At 53.6% G+C, this 17,422-nt stretch carries 16 protein-coding genes; 10 read left to right on the top strand and 6 right to left on the bottom strand.

All coding sequences use genetic code 11. The annotated features are described in order from the left end of the window. Positions 1-57: 57 nt before the first annotated feature. The 6 genes from ACOTYH_RS20540 to ACOTYH_RS20565 form a co-directional block, all read right to left on the bottom strand. Positions 58-804, bottom strand: a complete 747-nt coding sequence (locus ACOTYH_RS20540) for an SAM-dependent methyltransferase (protein ID WP_032670521.1) — start codon at positions 802-804, stop codon at positions 58-60. Positions 805-814: 10 nt separating this feature from the next. Then, positions 815-1,072 (bottom strand): YjhX family toxin, encoded by a 258-nt coding sequence (locus ACOTYH_RS20545; protein WP_003863178.1) that lies wholly within the window; start codon positions 1,070-1,072, stop codon positions 815-817. Between the two features lie 259 nt (positions 1,073-1,331). Further along, complete coding sequence (locus ACOTYH_RS20550) at positions 1,332-3,269, bottom strand: putative bifunctional diguanylate cyclase/phosphodiesterase (protein ID WP_032671391.1); 1,938 nt, start codon at positions 3,267-3,269, stop codon at positions 1,332-1,334. Positions 3,270-3,286: 17 nt separating this feature from the next. Further along, positions 3,287-3,781, bottom strand: coding sequence for a molybdopterin-dependent oxidoreductase (locus ACOTYH_RS20555; protein WP_023303170.1), 495 nt, complete (start codon positions 3,779-3,781; stop codon positions 3,287-3,289). 381 nt (positions 3,782-4,162) lie between these two features. Next, positions 4,163-5,947, bottom strand: a complete 1,785-nt coding sequence (locus tag ACOTYH_RS20560; RefSeq protein ID WP_045334514.1) for a diguanylate cyclase — start codon at positions 5,945-5,947, stop codon at positions 4,163-4,165. 114 nt (positions 5,948-6,061) lie between these two features. After that, the gene (locus ACOTYH_RS20565; RefSeq protein WP_017383139.1) at positions 6,062-7,171 is read right to left on the bottom strand and encodes an AI-2E family transporter; all 1,110 of its coding nucleotides are present in this window, start codon (positions 7,169-7,171) and stop codon (positions 6,062-6,064) included. Positions 7,172-7,328: 157 nt separating this feature from the next. Between ACOTYH_RS20565 and mmuP the strand changes: the two genes are divergently transcribed. The 10 genes from mmuP (at position 7,329) to ACOTYH_RS20615 (ending at position 17,400) form a co-directional block, all read left to right on the top strand. Then, entirely contained in the window at positions 7,329-8,729 is a 1,401-nt protein-coding gene (mmuP, locus tag ACOTYH_RS20570; RefSeq protein WP_421637881.1) for an S-methylmethionine permease, read from the top strand. Further along, a complete protein-coding gene (mmuM, locus tag ACOTYH_RS20575) occupies positions 8,716-9,648 on the top strand; it encodes a homocysteine S-methyltransferase (protein WP_058689279.1) in 933 nt (310 codons plus the stop codon). Before mmuP ends, mmuM begins: the two co-directional genes overlap by 14 nt. Positions 9,649-10,243: 595 nt before the next feature. Continuing rightward, positions 10,244-10,759 (top strand): fimbrial protein, encoded by a 516-nt coding sequence (locus ACOTYH_RS20580; RefSeq protein WP_033487723.1) that lies wholly within the window; start codon positions 10,244-10,246, stop codon positions 10,757-10,759. Between the two features lie 211 nt (positions 10,760-10,970). Next, positions 10,971-11,399 (top strand): fimbrial protein, encoded by a 429-nt coding sequence (locus ACOTYH_RS20585; protein WP_240512400.1) that lies wholly within the window; start codon positions 10,971-10,973, stop codon positions 11,397-11,399. 1 nt (position 11,400) lies between these two features. Next, positions 11,401-13,884, top strand: a complete 2,484-nt coding sequence (locus ACOTYH_RS20590) for an outer membrane usher protein (RefSeq protein ID WP_077579989.1) — start codon at positions 11,401-11,403, stop codon at positions 13,882-13,884. A gap of 31 nt (positions 13,885-13,915) precedes the next feature. Further along, positions 13,916-14,662, top strand: coding sequence for a fimbria/pilus periplasmic chaperone (locus ACOTYH_RS20595; protein WP_033487720.1), 747 nt, complete (start codon positions 13,916-13,918; stop codon positions 14,660-14,662). Between the two features lie 16 nt (positions 14,663-14,678). Next, the gene (locus tag ACOTYH_RS20600) at positions 14,679-15,260 is read left to right on the top strand and encodes a fimbrial protein (RefSeq protein ID WP_033487719.1); all 582 of its coding nucleotides are present in this window, start codon (positions 14,679-14,681) and stop codon (positions 15,258-15,260) included. Then, positions 15,253-15,729: a fimbrial protein gene (locus ACOTYH_RS20605; RefSeq protein ID WP_033487718.1), complete on the top strand. Its 477-nt coding sequence runs from the start codon at positions 15,253-15,255 to the stop codon at positions 15,727-15,729. The genes ACOTYH_RS20600 and ACOTYH_RS20605 overlap by 8 nt, the downstream gene beginning before the upstream one ends. A 43-nt stretch (positions 15,730-15,772) precedes the next feature. Continuing rightward, positions 15,773-16,594, top strand: a complete 822-nt coding sequence (locus ACOTYH_RS20610; RefSeq protein WP_223230159.1) for a hypothetical protein — start codon at positions 15,773-15,775, stop codon at positions 16,592-16,594. 5 nt (positions 16,595-16,599) lie between these two features. Further along, positions 16,600-17,400, top strand: coding sequence for a cyclic diguanylate phosphodiesterase (locus ACOTYH_RS20615; protein WP_033487717.1), 801 nt, complete (start codon positions 16,600-16,602; stop codon positions 17,398-17,400). Positions 17,401-17,422: the final 22 nt, after the last annotated feature.

A 17,422-nucleotide genomic window follows, 5' to 3' on the forward strand; every position in this document is an offset into this window, starting at 1 on the left:
TACCTCAAAGAAGTTGATCGGCGGCATAACCCTAAAGGCTATACCGCCAGCGCCATATTATCGCGCCATTAACGCAAACACTCCCCAGCCAAAGTACTCCCGCGTGTACGTCACATGACGTTCAGGCGCTATCGTCAGCTCCGCCCGAACCTCCTGCGCGAAGTCATCGTCTGGGTTTTCCTCCAGCCAGCGACGCATGGTCATCCATTTTGCGGCTTCGTACCTGTCCCAGCCTTCCTGGTCAGCCAGCACCATTTCAACCAGGTCATAGCCCTGTTGATCGAAAGACGCAACCAGACCGGGCAGAGTGAGAAAGTCTGCGATCGACGAGACGCCGCAGGCCTGGGCTGTCTCCTCCGTCGCGGGTACCTGACGCCAGTACGGTTCGCCGATGAGCATTATTCCCCCGGGCTTGAGGCTTTTTGCCAGCAGATCCATCGTCCCGGCTACGCCCCCCGCAATCCAGGTTGCGCCAACGCAGGCCGCCACGTCACATTTTTCATTCGCGACGTAGCCGGCCGCGTCGTTATGAATGAAATGGACGCGTTCGCTGACGCCGAGTTCCTCTGCGCGCCGCGTGGCCTGCGCGGTGAAGAGCGGGCTCATGTCGATGCCGGTACCGGTAATACCGTAATCACGTGCCCAGGTACAAAGCATCTCTCCCGAGCCGCTGCCGAGATCGAGAATGCGTGTGCCTGGCTTCATGCGTAACACGCGGCCCAGCGTCGCGTACTTCTCTGGTGTAAAGGGGTTATGAATGCGGTGTTCGCTTTCGCTAACAGTAAAAATACGTGGGATATCCATCATCCTCTCCTTAACGATTATCAGGCTGAGCGCGAACGTTATTCAGCCCGGTGGTGTTGATCCGATAGGGCTGACCGTTAACGGATTTGATCAGCTTTTTGGTTTTGAGCTTTTTGAAAACGGCGAGCGTGCAGTCAGCCAGCAGTAGCCCTTCGCGGCTATAGCATTCAACGGCGGTGACGCGGCCGGAGGTATCGCGGACGTGCACAATACGGCCACCTTTGGCGAGAACGTGTAAGGTACGTTGTTCCTGACGGGATAAATTCATACTGGAAAACCTGTTTAATCATCATGTGCAAAACGTGCAAACACACAGCGGTGTCCGCATACGATTTCGGCGCATTGATAATCAGTCCGGCCTGGAAAGGTCGGGAAGCTGATTATCGGATGATTACATTCTCCAGCATCAAAGCCTCGGATTGAGTTGATAGGTATTTACGGGGTGAATGATAACACCTGGTTATTGTCAGTGAATACCCAGGGGTGAAAAATGTGATCCCGGTTGGTATCGGGCTGAGGAGAGGGGATCATTCCTGGCCGCTCTTAATTTTGCTGTCGACCTGAGGCTGTGGTTTGCTGAAAAGATATCCCTGCACAAGCTCGCAACCCAGAGCCTGAAGCCGCTCAAGCTGCTCTTCGGTCTCAACGCCCTCGGCAATGACGCCCATATTAAGGCTTTTAGCCATACCGGTAATCAGCTTCACAATATTAAGCGCATCTTCCTGCGTAGATATCGGATTGACAAAAGATTTATCGATCTTGATTTTATCAAAATTCAGTTCGCTGAGTCTGGAGAGCGACGAATAACCCGTGCCAAAATCATCAATAGAAATTCTTACGCCCAGTGAGCGTAGTTTTTTGAGGATCGCAATGGGGTTATTTCTGTCACTGAAGAGGGAAGACTCTGTGACCTCTAACTCAAGACGGTTAGCCGGGAGCCCGGTCTCAGCCAGAACGGACTGCACCGTATTAATAAATGATTTGCTGCCTAACTGAACAGGCGAGACGTTCACGGAGATCCTGGCCGGAACAGCCCAGGAGACCGCTTCCCTACAGGCCAGTTTAAGTACAGTTTTACCTATCTCGTTGATCATGCCTGTTTTTTCAGCGGCGAAAATAAAGCTATCCGGGGAGAGCATCCCCTTGACGGGGTGCATCCAGCGAATAAGCGCTTCATAGCCGTAAATTTCCTTGCTGACGGAATTCACAATAGGCTGGTAATAAACAATAAACTCATCATTCTCTATTGCTCTTGCCATATCATTTTCAAGGGTTCTGCTTTCCTGCAACTTCTGTAGCATTCGCTGGCGGAAGACTTTGATTTGCTGAGAACCTTCTTTCTTGGCTTCATAGAGCGCCAGATCGGCAAATTTATAAAGGTAATCTGAACGTCGTTCATTATCCGATAAAACAATACCCACACAGGTGGCTATTTTGATGAGTTGATTATTAATTGTATAGGGCTTGCTGATGCTATCACTGATTTCTCGCGCGCGTGAAACGGCTGCGGCTTCGGTTAAGCCACTGGAGAGAAACGCAAATTCGTCGCCGCCCAAACGATAAAATGTCTCTGAAAAGCGGCTCAAAGCGTTAAGGCGCGTGGATACCTCACGTAACAGTAAATCGCCAGCATCATGACCGTAGGTATCATTCACCTCTTTGAACCGGTCTAAATCGAATAACATCACCGTGACCGAAATATGTTTTTCCTCAGCCTGTAGATTAAGTTTATTGAGATCATCCCAGAAGAAAAGACGGTTTTTCATGCCGGTAAGGGAGTCATGATAAACATCGTATTCCAGTTTTGTATTCTGGATTTGCAGGGTTTCTTTGGACAGCTGAAGTTCTTCAGCCAGCGTTTTAACCTGTGTATGTGCTTTGAGAATGTTTTTATTTTGATAGATAATCAAAAAGCCCAGTATGAAGCTTAAAATAACCAGTAACAGCGAAAGTGCTGAATAAATATAATACAGAACCTGTATTTTTAGGTTAGTTTCATTGATTGTATTAACATCTTTTGTTAAAGCCGTTGATGAAAGCTGGCTTAGCGGTGCATCCAGTAAATGCATATTTTTCAGATAGAGCTTTAACTCTGAACGGCTCATTTTCTCAAGGTGACCATCCAGATAGTTCAGTATATTTTCCAGGCGTAAGGCGAGCACCTGATGCGCTTTCGCGCTGTTTATATAACGACCCAGGCCGCCCTCTTTCAATAAATCATTCTGGCTCAGCATGATTTCCAGGCGCATGCGAACCTGGTCTACCGTAACGTCATCAGTCTCGGTTGCGTACAGTCCAATCCATGATTCAAATCGGTAATATTCAGATACCAGTTGGGCTACAGACCAGGACTCAGTGTAGTGAGTCAATTTTTGCAACTCCTGCTGACGGTCGTAGACAAGAAAGGCTATATATCCCGTAGTGATAAAAAGAGAAAAAATGATACCAACCAGTATCCTGTTCATTATGTTCTCCTGAACTACTATTCAATCTTCATTTTGCTGACCTGCCAGGCCGATCGCGAGTAATAAATCTGATTATTGAGTTCAGGAAGACTGTCATAAGGGTAGACGATGAATGACGGACCTTTATCGCGGATGCGCATATATTCGCCATTGACCTTTAACGCCAGGATGGCGTTGTATTTCTGGAAGTCGCTGAGAGGGATGACGGTAGTATAATCATTGAGTGCAACCACATTCAGAACAGAACCCTTAGCACCCACATACTCCATGAGTTTGCGCATCGGGATACCCTCAAACTTCGTGCGGCCATTATACCAGGGAGAGGTCGTCTGGAAACTCACCATCCCCAGTTTTTCCAGGCTGGCAATATCAAAAACGGCTTTTCCATTTTCGTTCGTATTTTCTATATTACCGGTAATGGTTAAGATGGGTTTGCCCACAGGCTTTGGCAGTTCGCCAGCCCAGCTTAAACTTTGTACCAAAAAGCAGCACAGCATTAGGATTATTCGCATATTGGCCTCCTCTTTTTAACAGAAGTATAAGAATTATAAGTTATTTATCCTATAAGTTTGTCTATTTTGTTGAACGCCATGGCTTTTTGCAAACGATACTTCATTAAATGTATTAAAATCAAATGGATAATCGTTGTTTGCCCCGTGATTGCAGACCTCTGGCTGGAGCTTACGTTTTTTAAAACATAAAAACTCAGTGTAATTAGCCACCGGGTTTAAAAAATGATCGCTTTGATTATTGATATATTTACGCACCCCCATTTTTTATCAATGGTGGCATCGTTAAGATTGATTTATATGTACAAAGAATGATAACGCACCCTCAATGTGAGGGAATAAGAGAGTGCGCGTACCTCTGACGTCATTTGCACTGAGTTTCGGTTAACCCGTCTCCAGCATACTGAAACTGACGATCCGCGAGCGCCCCAGCTCTTTCGCCCGGTAAAGCGCCACGTCTGCCGCGCGCAGCAGGTCGTCGCTTTGGGCGTGCTGCGGGTAACTGGCTATCCCGATCGACACATCCACCGGGCCAATCTCAGCAAGCCCATAGCGCAGCGACAGCGTATGGACGCCGTTATAAATCTCAGTTGCGCAGGCGTGAGCCGCTTCCTCATCCGCACCCGTTAGCAGCACCAGAAACTCTTCGCCACCAAAGCGGAAGGCCAGGCCGGCATCGTGCACGGCACGCTGAACAATTGTCGCCACGCTCTTAATCACATGATCGCCAGCCTCATGGCCGAAGCGATCGTTAATGCTTTTAAAGTGATCGATGTCGATCATCATGCAGCTCACCGGCTCATCATTGCGCATTGCCTGAGCTATCTGAGTGCGCAGGGTATCTTCCAGGTGGTGACGGTTACGCAAGCCGGTGAGCGGGTCGAATAGCGCTTTTTCCAGCAGGGCATCGCGCAGACGCTGGTTGGCCAGCGCCAGACCCAGGGCTTCCGCCATTAATTCGAGATATGCGCGGGACGGTGCCGTTTCAGGCGTGATGTTTTGAAACGACAGCAAACCAATGGCTTCCCCCTGCGCAATGAGCGGCACGCACAGTGAGCTGTCTTTTTGTGATTCAGGCAGATGCTGGCAACCGATATCCGGCTCGCCGTTGACCGGTGGATGGCTCTGACCACGGCGTATGGCCCAGCATTGATCGGGGTGGAAAGCATTTTTTTCTCCCTGTGGAGATAACCATTCCGCCGCACAGCGCATCTCCCACGGGTTTCGATCCAGGATATACAGACGTCCGGCGATACCCGGCGCAATGTTGGGAGCAAACAGCTCTGCCACCTCAATCACGTCGCTGACGTTCTCGCACCCCTGCAAGCGCTGGGTCATTCGCGCGAGCAGCTCGCGGATGGCCCAGTCTGCGTCGCGTTCTTTTTCAAGCCGCTGCCTTGCCAGCCCGTTCTCGCGGAAAATGCGAATGGCCTGCGCCATATCGCCTATCTCATCGACCTGGTTGAAATTGGGCGTTTCGACGCCGTAATCCTGTGAGGCCAGGCGGTGAACCACATCGCTGAGGCGCACTACCGGGCGCAGCACGCGGTGCTTGAGAATAAAGCCCATCACGAATAAGAAGAGCAGGGCGGTCAGGCCGACCATCACCTCTGAGGCGGTACGCAGCGTTTTCGACGTGTTGGTCGCTGCCTGGACATCGGCAATAATGCGCTTATCCAGCAGCATACGAAAATGGTCAATCTTGCTCTGGGCGCGTTCCGTTTCAAGTTCGTAGATTTTGCCGAAGAGTAACGCAATGGCCTGTTGTTCCTCACCCCGGGCGACGCTGGCAATTGCTGCCTGCTGTTCATCCTGTAGGCCATCAACAATCTTCAGCCCTTCATACAGCAGCGCCAGCTCTTCGCCCGTTGCGCCCGTATCTTTTAACTGTCCCACTTTGTGTTCAATATTCTTCAGTTCACCTTCTTTCGCCTGGTACGCTTTCAGCACATCGGGCTCTTTTTTGATGGCGTAAAGGCGCGCTAAATCGGAGAGCATCCAGGTTTCTGCTTCAATCTCTTCCGTAAGCTGGTCAAAAATTTGTCGTTGCTTAACAGCCTGACGCTCTACGTTGTCGGCATGGGAAGCCATCAGCATGACGATACCGGAGGCAATGGTCAGGCACACCGTGACACCATAGGCCCAGTTTGTGATCGTGGCGATTCGCACCTGTTGGATCCTTCTACGACAAATGTGGAAGAGCGTTCATTTCAGATTATAGAAAACCCCTGATTTATCGCGAAAAAAAAGGCGGCACAGGGCCGCCTGACAAAACGCGTTTCGTTAGAGATCCGGAGGGTTTTTTCCCTCTTCGATAAAGTCTGCGTCCAGCTCCTCGGCGTTGCCTGCGTGGTCGCGGCCGGAGAAGAGGTTCCAGCAGGCGATAAACAGGGCGGCAATCAGCGGCCCAATCACAAAACCATTAATGCCGTACAGCTCCATACCGCCGAGCGTGGTGATCAGTATCAGGTAGTCCGGCATTTTGGTGTCTTTGCCCACCAGCAGCGGACGTAAAAGGTTGTCCACCAGCCCGACGATAATGACAAAAAAGCCCACAATGAACAGACCCTGCCACAGCTGGTGAGTGGCAAACAGGAAGATCGCGGCGGGAACCCAGACGATAGCCGACCCAACGGCGGGCACCAGGGAGAGGAACGCCATCAGCGCTCCCCACAGTACGCTACCGTCAATACCGACGATGGCAAAGGCGATACCGCCAAGCGTACCCTGAACCACCGCTACGACCGCCGTGCCTTTTACCGTGGCTCGCGAGACGCCGACAAACTTAGCGAACAGATGCTGTTTGGCGAAGTCAGACAGCGGCAGCGAGTCGAGGATCTGGCGCACCAGATAGGGCCCGTCTTTGAGCAGGAAAAACAGCAGGTACAGCATAATGCCGAAGCTAATAGCAAAGCCGAACGTCCCTTTACCAATCAGGAACGCGCTTCCCGCCAGATACTGTCCGCCCTGTAACGCGACATCGGAAAGCTTTTTCTGAATCTGCGCGGCGTTGGTCAGGTTGTGATCCGCCAGGAAGCCGCTGGCCCAGTCCGGCAGTCGGTTGAAAATACCGGCGATGACTTCCGGGAACTGCGTGTTGTTCTGTTGCAGCTTGGTGTAAACCATGTTCAGTTCCACCGCGAGCGAGGAAAGGATCACCATCAACGGAATAAACACGATCAGGCAGATAATGCCGAGTGTAAGGAGGGAAGCCAGCCCGTTGCGATCGCCCAGCGCGGTACGCAATTTGTTTTTCACCGGGTTGAAAATGATGGTCAGGATCGCGGCCCACAGAATCGCCGAGAAATAGGGTGACAGCACGTCAAAGAAAGCCCAGGTAACAAGGGCCAGGATGAGAATAAAGAAACCTTTGGTCAGTCCGTTAAATCGCATAGTGAGTCCTGGTGAAGAAGAAACTGTGTCGACTATAGAACTGATTTAAAGATTTACCAATAATTGCGCCGAAGTCGTGCCGGGTGGCTTTTTGTTAACAATCGCGGTATAACACCCTTCTTTGGATGTTTAGATGTCCATACGTTTAGAAGGTAATATGCAAACAGAACAACAAAACGGGCAGCTTAAGCGCACCATGAAAACCCGTCACCTGATTATGCTCTCGCTGGGGGGCGTTATCGGCACAGGGTTATTCTTCAATACCGGATACATCATTTCGACAACCGGCGCGGCGGGCACGCTGCTGGCGTATCTTATTGGTGCGCTGGTGGTTTGGCTGGTTATGCAGTGTCTGGGCGAGCTTTCCGTAGCAATGCCGGAAACCGGCGCGTTCCACGTCTACGCCGCTCGTTATCTCGGCCCGGCGACAGGGTATACCGTGGCGTGGCTCTACTGGCTTACGTGGACAGTGGCGCTGGGATCGAGCTTTACCGCAGCCGGGTTCTGTATGCAGTACTGGTTCCCGCAGGTTCCCGTCTGGACGTGGTGCGTCGTCTTTTGCGTGGTGATTTTTGCTCTTAACGTCATTTCCACGCGCTTCTTCGCCGAAGGGGAATTCTGGTTCTCGCTGGTGAAAGTCATCACCATCATCGCCTTCATTATTCTCGGCGGGGCGGCGATCTTCGGTTTTATCCCGATGCAGGACGGTTCACCGGCGCCGGGCTTAAGCAACATTACTGCCGAAAGCTGGTTCCCGCACGGCGGTCTGCCGATCCTGATGACCATGGTGGCGGTCAACTTTGCCTTCTCCGGAACGGAGCTTATCGGCATCGCGGCAGGAGAAACGGAAAACCCACACAAGGTTATTCCGGTTGCTATTCGCACCACCATCGCCCGGCTCATCATCTTCTTTATTGGCACCGTATTTGTGCTGGCGGCGCTGATCCCGATGCAGCAGGCTGGCGTGGAGAAAAGCCCGTTCGTGCTGGTGTTTGAAAAGGTCGGCATTCCGTATGCGGCGGATATCTTTAACTTCGTGATCCTGACGGCGATCCTCTCGGCGGCGAACTCGGGCCTGTACGCCTCTGGCCGTATGCTGTGGTCTCTGTCTAACGAGAAAACGCTGCCACGCTGCTTTGCCCGCGTCAACAAAAACGGCGTGCCGCTGACGGCGCTCTCCGTTTCCATGCTGGGTGGCGTGCTGGCGCTGTTCTCCAGCGTGGTTGCGCCGGATACGGTGTTTGTGGCCCTGTCAGCCATTTCCGGTTTTGCGGTGGTGGCGGTGTGGATCAGCATCTGCGCGTCACACTTCGTGTTTCGTCGCCGTCACGTGCAGTCCGGGCAGCCGCTTTCGGCGTTGCAGTATCGCGCGCCATGGTATCCGCTGGTGCCCGTGCTTGGCTTTATCCTCTGCCTGGTGGCCTGTGTCGGCCTGTGGTTTGACCCCAGCCAGCGTATTGCCCTTTATTGCGGGCTTCCGTTTGTCGCCCTGTGTTATGGTGCGTACTACCTGACCCGAAACCTGACCACGCAGGAGCCTGAACATGTCGCAGAATAATCCGCTTACCGCCCTCCTTGAAAACCAGCCGTTTGTCGTGCTGGATGGGGCGATGGCAACGGAGCTGGAAGCGCGCGGTTGTAACCTTGCCGACAGCCTCTGGTCGGCCAAAGTGCTGATGGAAAACCCGGAGCTGATCCGGGACGTGCACCTCGACTATTACCGCGCGGGGGCACAGGTGGCGATCACCGCCAGCTATCAGGCCACGCCTGCGGGCTTTGCCGCACGCGGGCTCGACGAGGCGCAATCCCGGGCGTTGATTGGCAAAAGCGTAGAGCTGGCACGCAAAGCGCGGGAAGCGTACCTGGCAGAGAATGCGCAGGCGGGCACGCTGCTGGTGGCGGGGTCGGTAGGGCCGTACGGCGCGTACCTTGCCGATGGATCTGAATATCGCGGCGATTATGTGCGTCGCGCTGAAGAGTTCACCGCGTTCCACCGTCCCCGCGTGGAGGCGCTGCTGGATGCGGGCGCGGATCTGCTGGCCTGTGAAACGCTGCCTTCTTTCCCGGAGATTAAGGCGCTGGCGGCGTTGCTGACGGCGTATCCTCGCGCCCGGGCATGGTTCTCATTTACCCTGCGTGACAGCGAGCACCTGAGTGACGGGACGCCGCTGCGGGATGTCGTTTCTGCGCTCGAAAGCTATCCACAGGTTGTCGCGCTGGGGATCAACTGTATCGCGCTGGAAAACACCACCGCTGCGCTGACGCATCTGCACAGCCTGACGTCGCTGCCGCTGGTGGTCTATCCGAATTCCGGCGAGCATTATGATGCGGTGAGCAAAACCTGGCATCACCATGGTGACGCCTGCGAGACGCTGGCGGGGTATTTACCGCAGTGGCTGGATGTCGGTGCGAAGCTGATTGGCGGCTGCTGTCGCACCACGCCGCAGGATATTGCGGAGCTGAACGCACAGCGGTAATCCTGACTCCCGGTCAGCGGTTACGCAGGCCGGGAATAATTCTCTTTATACACTTCCCGATATTTCTTTCTGGCCAAATAAGATGCCTGTCCCCAATGGATAACATCAGTTCGTGCACGAATGATATTATCCCCTGACCTCGTTTCTTTTTGAATAAATGTAATTACTTTTCATACTCCAGCAACAAATTCGCGTTGATAATTTCGTGTTTATGACTGTCATTGTGGGTTAAAAAGTTAAGTTTTAGATTGATAATCTATCACTCTTGGTTAATAAAGTATAAAAATCTAACTGCTGGTGGATTCATTTTTATTATTCTAATTAAACCTATTATTTAAGCATGTCTTTTGTTTTTGTTCTTGTAGGGTATTTTGCCTTTTGTTTTTTCATCGTCGGGTTACTATTTATTGCATCAGCGAAGCGCAGGGAGATATGCGTAAGTTCAACTGAATTTGCTGATGACGATGTTTAAGAGATTATTTGATTGCTGAGTAATTTAATTAAGCCCAATTTTCGGGCGGGGCGCATATTGCCCAAATTCAGCCATCAAAAATCTTCTGTGTGTGTCATTCACTTAATTTACAGGACGATTTTTATGAAAATGAACAAACTCTTTACTGCACTGGTTCTGGCTTCTGGTATGGCTGCTTTCGGTGCTCAGGCAGACCAGGGTAGCGGCGTTGTGACCTTCACTGGTTCCGTTATCGACGCGCCATGTTCAATCGCGGCAGGTGACGAAGATCAGACCATTAGCCTCGGCCAGGTTTCCAGTTCCGCAGTGGCGAACGGCGGCACCTCTACGCCGGTTCCGTTCTACATCCACCTGGAAAACTGCTCTGTTGAGACCGCTACCACTGTGACCACCACCTTCTCCGGCGCGGATTCCAGCGTTGACGGAGCGGTGCTGGGCGTGACCGGCAATGCAACCGATGTTGGCGTCGTGATGACCGACGGCGACAGCAACACCATCACCCTGGGTGAAGCCACGACTGGACAGAACGTGGTTAATGGCGACAACACCCTGACCTACTCCGCGTACATCATCGGTGGAGAAGCGCCAACCGAAGGTGATTTCACCGCTGTGACTAACTGGACGCTGGCCTACGAATAAGCCCTGACCTTATTTCGATGACCCGTCAGGCGGCCTTAGCTGGCCGTCTGATATTCGAAACCGACTGAATAAGTGAAAAGGGTTTGCTATGGGTTATATATTTTCGAATACAACAAAAATAGTCAAAACACTCCCTTTTCTCCTGTCTGGTTGTTGCCTGCCTTTATTCGCTGCAAATCAGGGGGAGGGTGCCGTCCTTATTCAGGGGGCGGTGCTCTATACACCCTGTGCAATTGATCTTGGTAGCCGCGATCAAACCATTGATATGGGCGATACGCCCGTGTCGGAGATTGCTACCAAAGGCTATGGCCCCACACGTGCGTTCACCGTTCGCTTAATTAATTGCCTGATGCTGCCGACACCCGGGAGCGGGAGATATGACTCCGAGTACTACCAGATAACGTTTGAACCAATGACGGGCGCAGACCGGTTTTCCGTGCGTGGAGACGCACAGGGAATTGAGCTGGCGATCCGCGATACCGACGGCAATATCGCCGCGCCCGGCGTGGCCTTTCCCGCCAGAGAGGTCACGGCGGGCAGCATGAACCTGAATTATTCGCTTCAGCTTGTCAGCAACGGACAGCCGCTCAAAGCCGGGGATTACCAGTCTCTGATCCGCTTCAGAATGGATTACAACTGAGATGAAAAAAACGATACGGACATTCCGACGCTCAACGCTCAGCGTGCTGATTTTGGCTCTAATCGTGCCGGTGGCGAAAAGCGGGGCCGACGATGACATTCAGTTCAATACTGACGTGCTGGACACGCAGGACAAGAGCAATATCGATCTTAGCCACTTTTCGCGTCGCGGCTACGTCATGCCCGGCGACTACACCTTCAGCATCATGGTGAACAAAGAGATCCTGCGCGAGGAGCGGATTGTGGTCTATCCCGAGGGTGAAAACGGCCGGGACAGCCTGATCTGCCTGACGCCAGAGCAGCTCTCTCGCTTTAACCTGAAGGCCAGCGTCATGGACGATCTTCGCTGGCTGCGCGACGGTGAGTGTCTGGACAAAGCCAGCCTCGAAGGACTGGATATGCGCGTCGACCTGGCAAAGGACACGCTTTATCTGGCGATCCCGCAGGCGTGGCTGGAGTACACCGCGCCAAACTGGGATCCGCCTTCGCGCTGGGATGAGGGTATCCCTGGTGTGATTGCCGACTACAACCTCAATCTTCAGGCGCAGCAGAATCAAACCGGTTCAGACAGCCAAAATATCAGCGGGAATGGGGTCCTGGGGGCCAATCTGGGACCATGGCGCGCCCGCGCCGACTGGCAGACCAGCTGGAACAAGCGTGACGGGAAGACGGACAAGGATTTCGCTTTTAGCCGTTACTATCTCTACCGCGCCATTCCTTCACTGAAAGCGAAGCTGACGGTGGGGGAAGATTACCTCAGCTCCGATATCTTCGATACCTTCCGCTTTAGCGGCGTTAGCCTGAATTCCGATCTCAGTATGTTGCCGCCGAGCCTGCGTGGCTACGCGCCCGAAGTGACGGGCATCTCCCGTTCGGGCGGCAAAGTGACCATCAGCCAGCAGGGACGCGTGATACACGAAACGCAGGTGGCCGCCGGGGCGTTTCGCATTCAGGAACTGAATGATGCCATCTCTGGCACGCTCGACGTAAGGGTGGAAGAGCTGGACGGCAGCGTGCAGGTCTTTCAGGTCACGACGGCTTCGGTTCCCTACCTGACGCGCCCGGGTGCGGTGCGCTACAAGCTGGCGGCGGGTAAACCCTCTGAGTGGGGGCATAGCATGACCGGGCCGATGTTCACCTCGGGCGAAATCTCCTGGGGCGTGGCCAACGGCTGGACGCTGTACGGCGGCTCGGTGATCGGTGGTGACTACAATGCCCTGTCGGTGGGGATCGGGCGCGATCTCTTCATCCTCGGCGCGCTGGCCTTCGACGTAACGCAGTCGCGGGCGGTATTGCCTTCTGAAGGCACGCTGTCCGGTACCTCTTACCGGGTGAGCTACTCAAAAACCTTCGACGAGTATGACAGCCAGGTCACCTTTGCCGGGTACCGTTTCTCCGAACGCGACTTTATGAGCATGTCGGAGTACCTCGATACCCGCTACGGCAGCGGCACGTCGCACAGCCCGAAAGAGAAATACACGGTGTCGTTTAACAAACGCTTCCGGGATGTCGGGCTGAGCGCTTACCTCAACTACAGCCATCAGACCTACTGGAACAGCGCGGATAACGATCGCGTAAGCCTGTCGCTGTCGCGCTATGTCGATCTTGGTCCGTTCAGGAACATGAGCGTATCGCTCACGGCCTACCGCAGCGAGTACTACTCCCTGAAGGATGACGGGGCCTACATTTCGGTGTCGCTACCGATAGGTAACGGCACCTCGCTCAGCTATGGCGCCACAATTAACCGCACCGATAACACCCATCGCGTGAGCTATTACGGCCGGGTGGATGAGCACAATAGCTTCCAGGTCAGCAGCGGCCTTTCCCGCAGCGGCCCGACGGCGTACGGCTACTACACCTGGCAGGGCGATAGCGCGCAGGTGCAGACCAACGCCAGCTATCAGTCCGGCAGCTATACCGCGCTGGGCATGAACGTGACCGGCGGTCTGACCCTGACCACCGAAGGGGGCGCAGCGCATCGCTCGAACGCGCGGGGCGGCAGCCGCGTGCTGGTGGATACCGCAGGCGTCAGCGGCGTGCCCGTTAAGGGATTCGGCGCCTCGGTGAAAACCAACCGATTCGGGAAGGCTGTGATTGGTGATGTGAACAGCTACTACCGCAATCCGATCCGCATTGACGTCGACAAACTTGATGAAAATGCTGACGTCACCCGATCCGTCTCGCAGGCTACGCTCACCGAAGGGGCGATCGGCTATCGGCAGTTTGACGTGATTGCGGGTGGTAAAGCGATGGCCTTTATCCGTAAGGCTGACGGGAGCTTCCCGCCGTTTGGGGCCTCGGTGATGAACGAGAAAAACCAGGAGACGGGGGTGGTGAATGACGAAGGAAGCGTCTGGCTAAGCGGCATTCAGCCAAACGGCAAAATGACCGTCAAATGGGATGGACAAGCCCGCTGCGTGGTAAACCTGCCGGCCACGCTGCCAGCCGTGCTGGAGAACCTGCTTTTAACCTGTTCGCCGGAATAACCGGCCTGAAAAACGAGATGAGTTAATCAAGATGACAATTGTGCGAATTTCCGCCCTGACGGGCCTGGCGCTGATGGTTTCAGGCGTGGCAACAGCCGCCGTATCGCTGGACAGAACCCGGGTTATTTTTGACGGCGCGGCAAAATCCGTGAGCCTGCGCCTGACCAATGAAAATAAAACGCTGCCGTATCTGGCGCAGGGGTGGGTAGAAGATGCTCAGGGTAAAAAAATTACCGATCCGCTGGTGCTGCTGCCGCCGGTTCAGCGCATTGAACCGGGTGAGCAGAGTCAGATCAAGGTGCAATCCACCGCGGGGATCCAGCGCCTGCCACAGGACAGGGAGTCGCTGTTCTATTTCAATCTGCGCGAGATCCCACCCAAAAGCAGCAAGCCTAATACGCTTCAGCTGGCGCTCCAGACCCGCATCAAGCTCTTTTATCGCCCGGCCGCTATTGAAGTGCAGCGTGCTGATTATTCCACGCCGTTTCAGGAACAGCTGACTCTGGCGCGGGAAGGGGATAAATACCGCGTGAATAACCCGACGCCGTATTACATCTCGCTGGTTAATGCGTCTTCGACGCTCACCGGCAAAGCGGCGGCAGGCTTCAAGCCGATTATGGTTGAGCCGAAAGGTCAGCTAGTGCTGGCACCGTCCGCTGCTGCGCTCGGCAGCGCGCCCGTGCTGACTTATGTCAACGACTTTGGTGGCCGCGCAAAGCTCATCTTCAGCTGTGGCGGCAGCGAGTGCAAAGCCGTGCCGCAGGAAAAGAAAAAGTAACCGCCGGGAGAGTGGCATGACTATCGCGTACTGGAAAAAGGGGAGCGGGCTCGCGCTGATGCTGCTGGCAGGATCGCTAAGTGCCGCGGACGAATTGATCGATGGGAGCTATGGGCTGCTGCACGTGCGCGGTGCGCTGACGGAAAGCGCCTGCCGTCTGGAGATGGACTCCGCGTGGCAGGAGGTGGACATGGGAACGACGGCAACGGGGGCGCTTAAAAAACCGGGCGACCAGGGTACGCCGGTGCGGGTGGAGATCCATCTGGAGGATTGTATGCCGTCACCTACCTCAGTACGCGATGCGTGGAGCGGCGATCTGCTCTGGAGCCGGGATCAGCCCTCGGTCACGGTCAGCTTTGTTGCACCGGGAGAGTTGTTTAATCCGGGGTTGGTCCGCGTGAGCGGAGCCAGCGGGGTGGGGCTACACCTGACCGACAGGCTGCATCGTTCGGTTCGTCTTAACGATGAGGGGCATCCGCTGCTGCTGGAGTCAGATGACAACACGCTTTTTTATTATCTCGCACCGGAACGTACCTCTGCACCGCTGGTGGCGGGGGCATGGCAGGCGCTGATCCACTTCAGGCTTAATTATGACTAGTTCACGTTTTGCTCTGCTTATCGCTTTGTTGCTGGCCAGTCCAGCGGCATGGTCATCCCTGACGGTAAACGTCACCGGCGTGGTCGTGGAGGGGGTGTGTGAAATCAACAACGGTGAAACTGTTCACGTGGATTTTGGCAGCAACCTGCAGGCGCGCCAGCTGGACGGTGAGAACTTTATGAAAACCATCGACTATTCGCTGGTTTGTGAAGATCTGACCTCTAACGATCTGGAGATGCAGTTTGAAGGCACGGCCACCTCGTTTAGCGACGACTATCTGGCCACCGACCGCGAAGGGCTGGGGATCAAATTGTATATGAACGGAGAATCGATGCCGCTAAATACCTGGATGCCGTTTACCTGGCCGGAGGTGCCTGTTTTGCAGGCCGCGCCGATAAAAGATGACGCATCTACCGTGGAAACGGGCGTGTTTAGCGCGTCAGCCACGCTGAAAATTCAGTATCAATAACAGGTTAACGGTGATGAATATAATGCTCCGAACGATCCTTGCTATGCTGGTTCTTGTTGCTACTCAGCCCGCTTCAGCCTCTGTCTGGAGCTGGATTGATTCCATTACGCAAAATAGCAGCATTAATTTTGACTATAACTTCACGCTTGCTGATTGGGATGAAAATGACTCAACGCCAAATCCTTGCTATGGGCTTAATGCCTGCACCATTTTTATCAGCCACAGGCATGATGCTTCAGGAACATCAGGCTGGGGGGTTGTTCAAGGATGGGGGGTTGCGGCTTATCCCTTTATAAGCAGTAGTGAAACACTCGGTGAGGTGGGCAAGGAGTTAAAAAAAGTATTTCCTCTGCCCTACAGTGGTACGACTAACCATAACGGTACCGTCAATTTTGAAGAGTGTGTCGGTTTTTTTTATGCGCCAGGCGTCAACATGGGGACAAGCGGCCCCGTGGTCGATCAGAAATATGCAGGATACAACATACTGCCAGGCAGCATTTGCGGTACTGCCCCACAGCCCAGTGGCTCCTGCGATTTCAATCAGGACGTACTGACCCTCGATCATGGCACGCTGACGCGTCAGGAGCTTGACGGGCATGAAGTCAGTGAAAACGTCAGTATTAACTGTACGACATCACAGACGCTCAAGCTGTATATCTACTCCGCAGACAACGTGCAGCTGCGTGACGACGGCAGTCTCTATTCCGAGCTTTATATGAATGACAACGTGCTCGGCACGTCGGGCTTCACTCTGGACGTCGCCGAACAGGAAAATGTCGTTGTGAAATCAGTTCTTCATACAAATGGCAGCGTGGCGGCAGGTGAGTTTGCGGGCTCCACTGTGATGCTGATTACGGTGGAGTGATGACAATGACTGCGTTGCCCTTGAACAATATCGATCTCTACTGCGCGCTTATGATGGGTGAGATCGTTCCCTATTATCAGCCGCTGATTAACAGCCGGACCCAGCGGTTGTACGGGCTGGAAATATTAATGCGTTGGTCACTCTCTGAGGAAAATGTCTCTCCCCTGGCGCTTATCCGCGCATTTGATGAGAACGGCTTGTTGCCAGAAATGACGCAACACCTGCTGCGCCAGGTTGCGGCAGATATTAACGAACTGGATGCATTGCTGCCTGACGGTCTTCATCTTTCGCTTAATGTGAGCCCTTCTCAGGTCGCGAAGCCCGGTTTTGTGTTTGATACGCTTTCGTTTCTGGCGGCTATTCCTCTGGAAAAATACTGTCTGGTGGTCGAGGTCACTGAAGAACAACCATTACCGCCTACGCCTGAGGTTACGGGCGCTTTTCTGAAGTTGCAGCTGGCGGGGGTCGAGATCTATCTGGATGATTTTGGTACCGGCTGCTCGAATCTGGCATACCTTGAGCAATTTAGCGTGGATGGGGTGAAGGTTGACCAGCTTTTCGTTAAGCATCTTTCCTCTGATAAAGCGACAACATCCATTGCAGCGAGGGTTGCGGACCTGGCGAAAGCGCGGGGTCTTGGCATCATTGCTGAAGGGGTGGAAACCCCTGAACAATCACAGCTGCTGCGCGATATGGGGATTGTTATTCAGCAGGGCTATCTTTTTTCCTGCGCATTAAGTCGATCGCAGTTACGGGAGTATCTTGCCGCCAGAAGGTTGCATTTCCAGATGAAAAATAGGGAATAAAAGCGTCGTTGGTTATTATTTG

This window comes from Enterobacter cloacae complex sp. SHL001 (assembly GCF_049236825.1).
Classification (GTDB): Bacteria; Pseudomonadota; Gammaproteobacteria; order Enterobacterales; family Enterobacteriaceae; genus Enterobacter; species Enterobacter hormaechei_C.

Excerpts from the sequence above, each read along its gene's own strand:
- ACOTYH_RS20540 (WP_032670521.1), bottom strand. The coding sequence starts at position 804 with ATGGATATCCCACGTATTTTTACTGTTAGCGAAAGCGAACACCGCATT.
- ACOTYH_RS20545 (WP_003863178.1), bottom strand. The coding sequence starts at position 1,072 with ATGAATTTATCCCGTCAGGAACAACGTACCTTACACGTTCTCGCCAAA.
- ACOTYH_RS20550 (WP_032671391.1), bottom strand. The coding sequence starts at position 3,269 with ATGAACAGGATACTGGTTGGTATCATTTTTTCTCTTTTTATCACTACG.
- ACOTYH_RS20555 (WP_023303170.1), bottom strand. The coding sequence starts at position 3,781 with ATGCGAATAATCCTAATGCTGTGCTGCTTTTTGGTACAAAGTTTAAGC.
- ACOTYH_RS20565 (WP_017383139.1), bottom strand. The coding sequence starts at position 7,171 with ATGCGATTTAACGGACTGACCAAAGGTTTCTTTATTCTCATCCTGGCC.
- mmuP (WP_421637881.1), top strand. The coding sequence starts at position 7,329 with ATGCAAACAGAACAACAAAACGGGCAGCTTAAGCGCACCATGAAAACC.
- mmuM (WP_058689279.1), top strand. The coding sequence starts at position 8,716 with ATGTCGCAGAATAATCCGCTTACCGCCCTCCTTGAAAACCAGCCGTTT.
- ACOTYH_RS20580 (WP_033487723.1), top strand. The coding sequence starts at position 10,244 with ATGAAAATGAACAAACTCTTTACTGCACTGGTTCTGGCTTCTGGTATG.
- ACOTYH_RS20590 (WP_077579989.1), top strand. The coding sequence starts at position 11,401 with ATGAAAAAAACGATACGGACATTCCGACGCTCAACGCTCAGCGTGCTG.
- ACOTYH_RS20595 (WP_033487720.1), top strand. The coding sequence starts at position 13,916 with ATGACAATTGTGCGAATTTCCGCCCTGACGGGCCTGGCGCTGATGGTT.
- ACOTYH_RS20600 (WP_033487719.1), top strand. The coding sequence starts at position 14,679 with ATGACTATCGCGTACTGGAAAAAGGGGAGCGGGCTCGCGCTGATGCTG.
- ACOTYH_RS20605 (WP_033487718.1), top strand. The coding sequence starts at position 15,253 with ATGACTAGTTCACGTTTTGCTCTGCTTATCGCTTTGTTGCTGGCCAGT.
- ACOTYH_RS20610 (WP_223230159.1), top strand. The coding sequence starts at position 15,773 with ATGCTGGTTCTTGTTGCTACTCAGCCCGCTTCAGCCTCTGTCTGGAGC.
- ACOTYH_RS20615 (WP_033487717.1), top strand. The coding sequence starts at position 16,600 with ATGACTGCGTTGCCCTTGAACAATATCGATCTCTACTGCGCGCTTATG.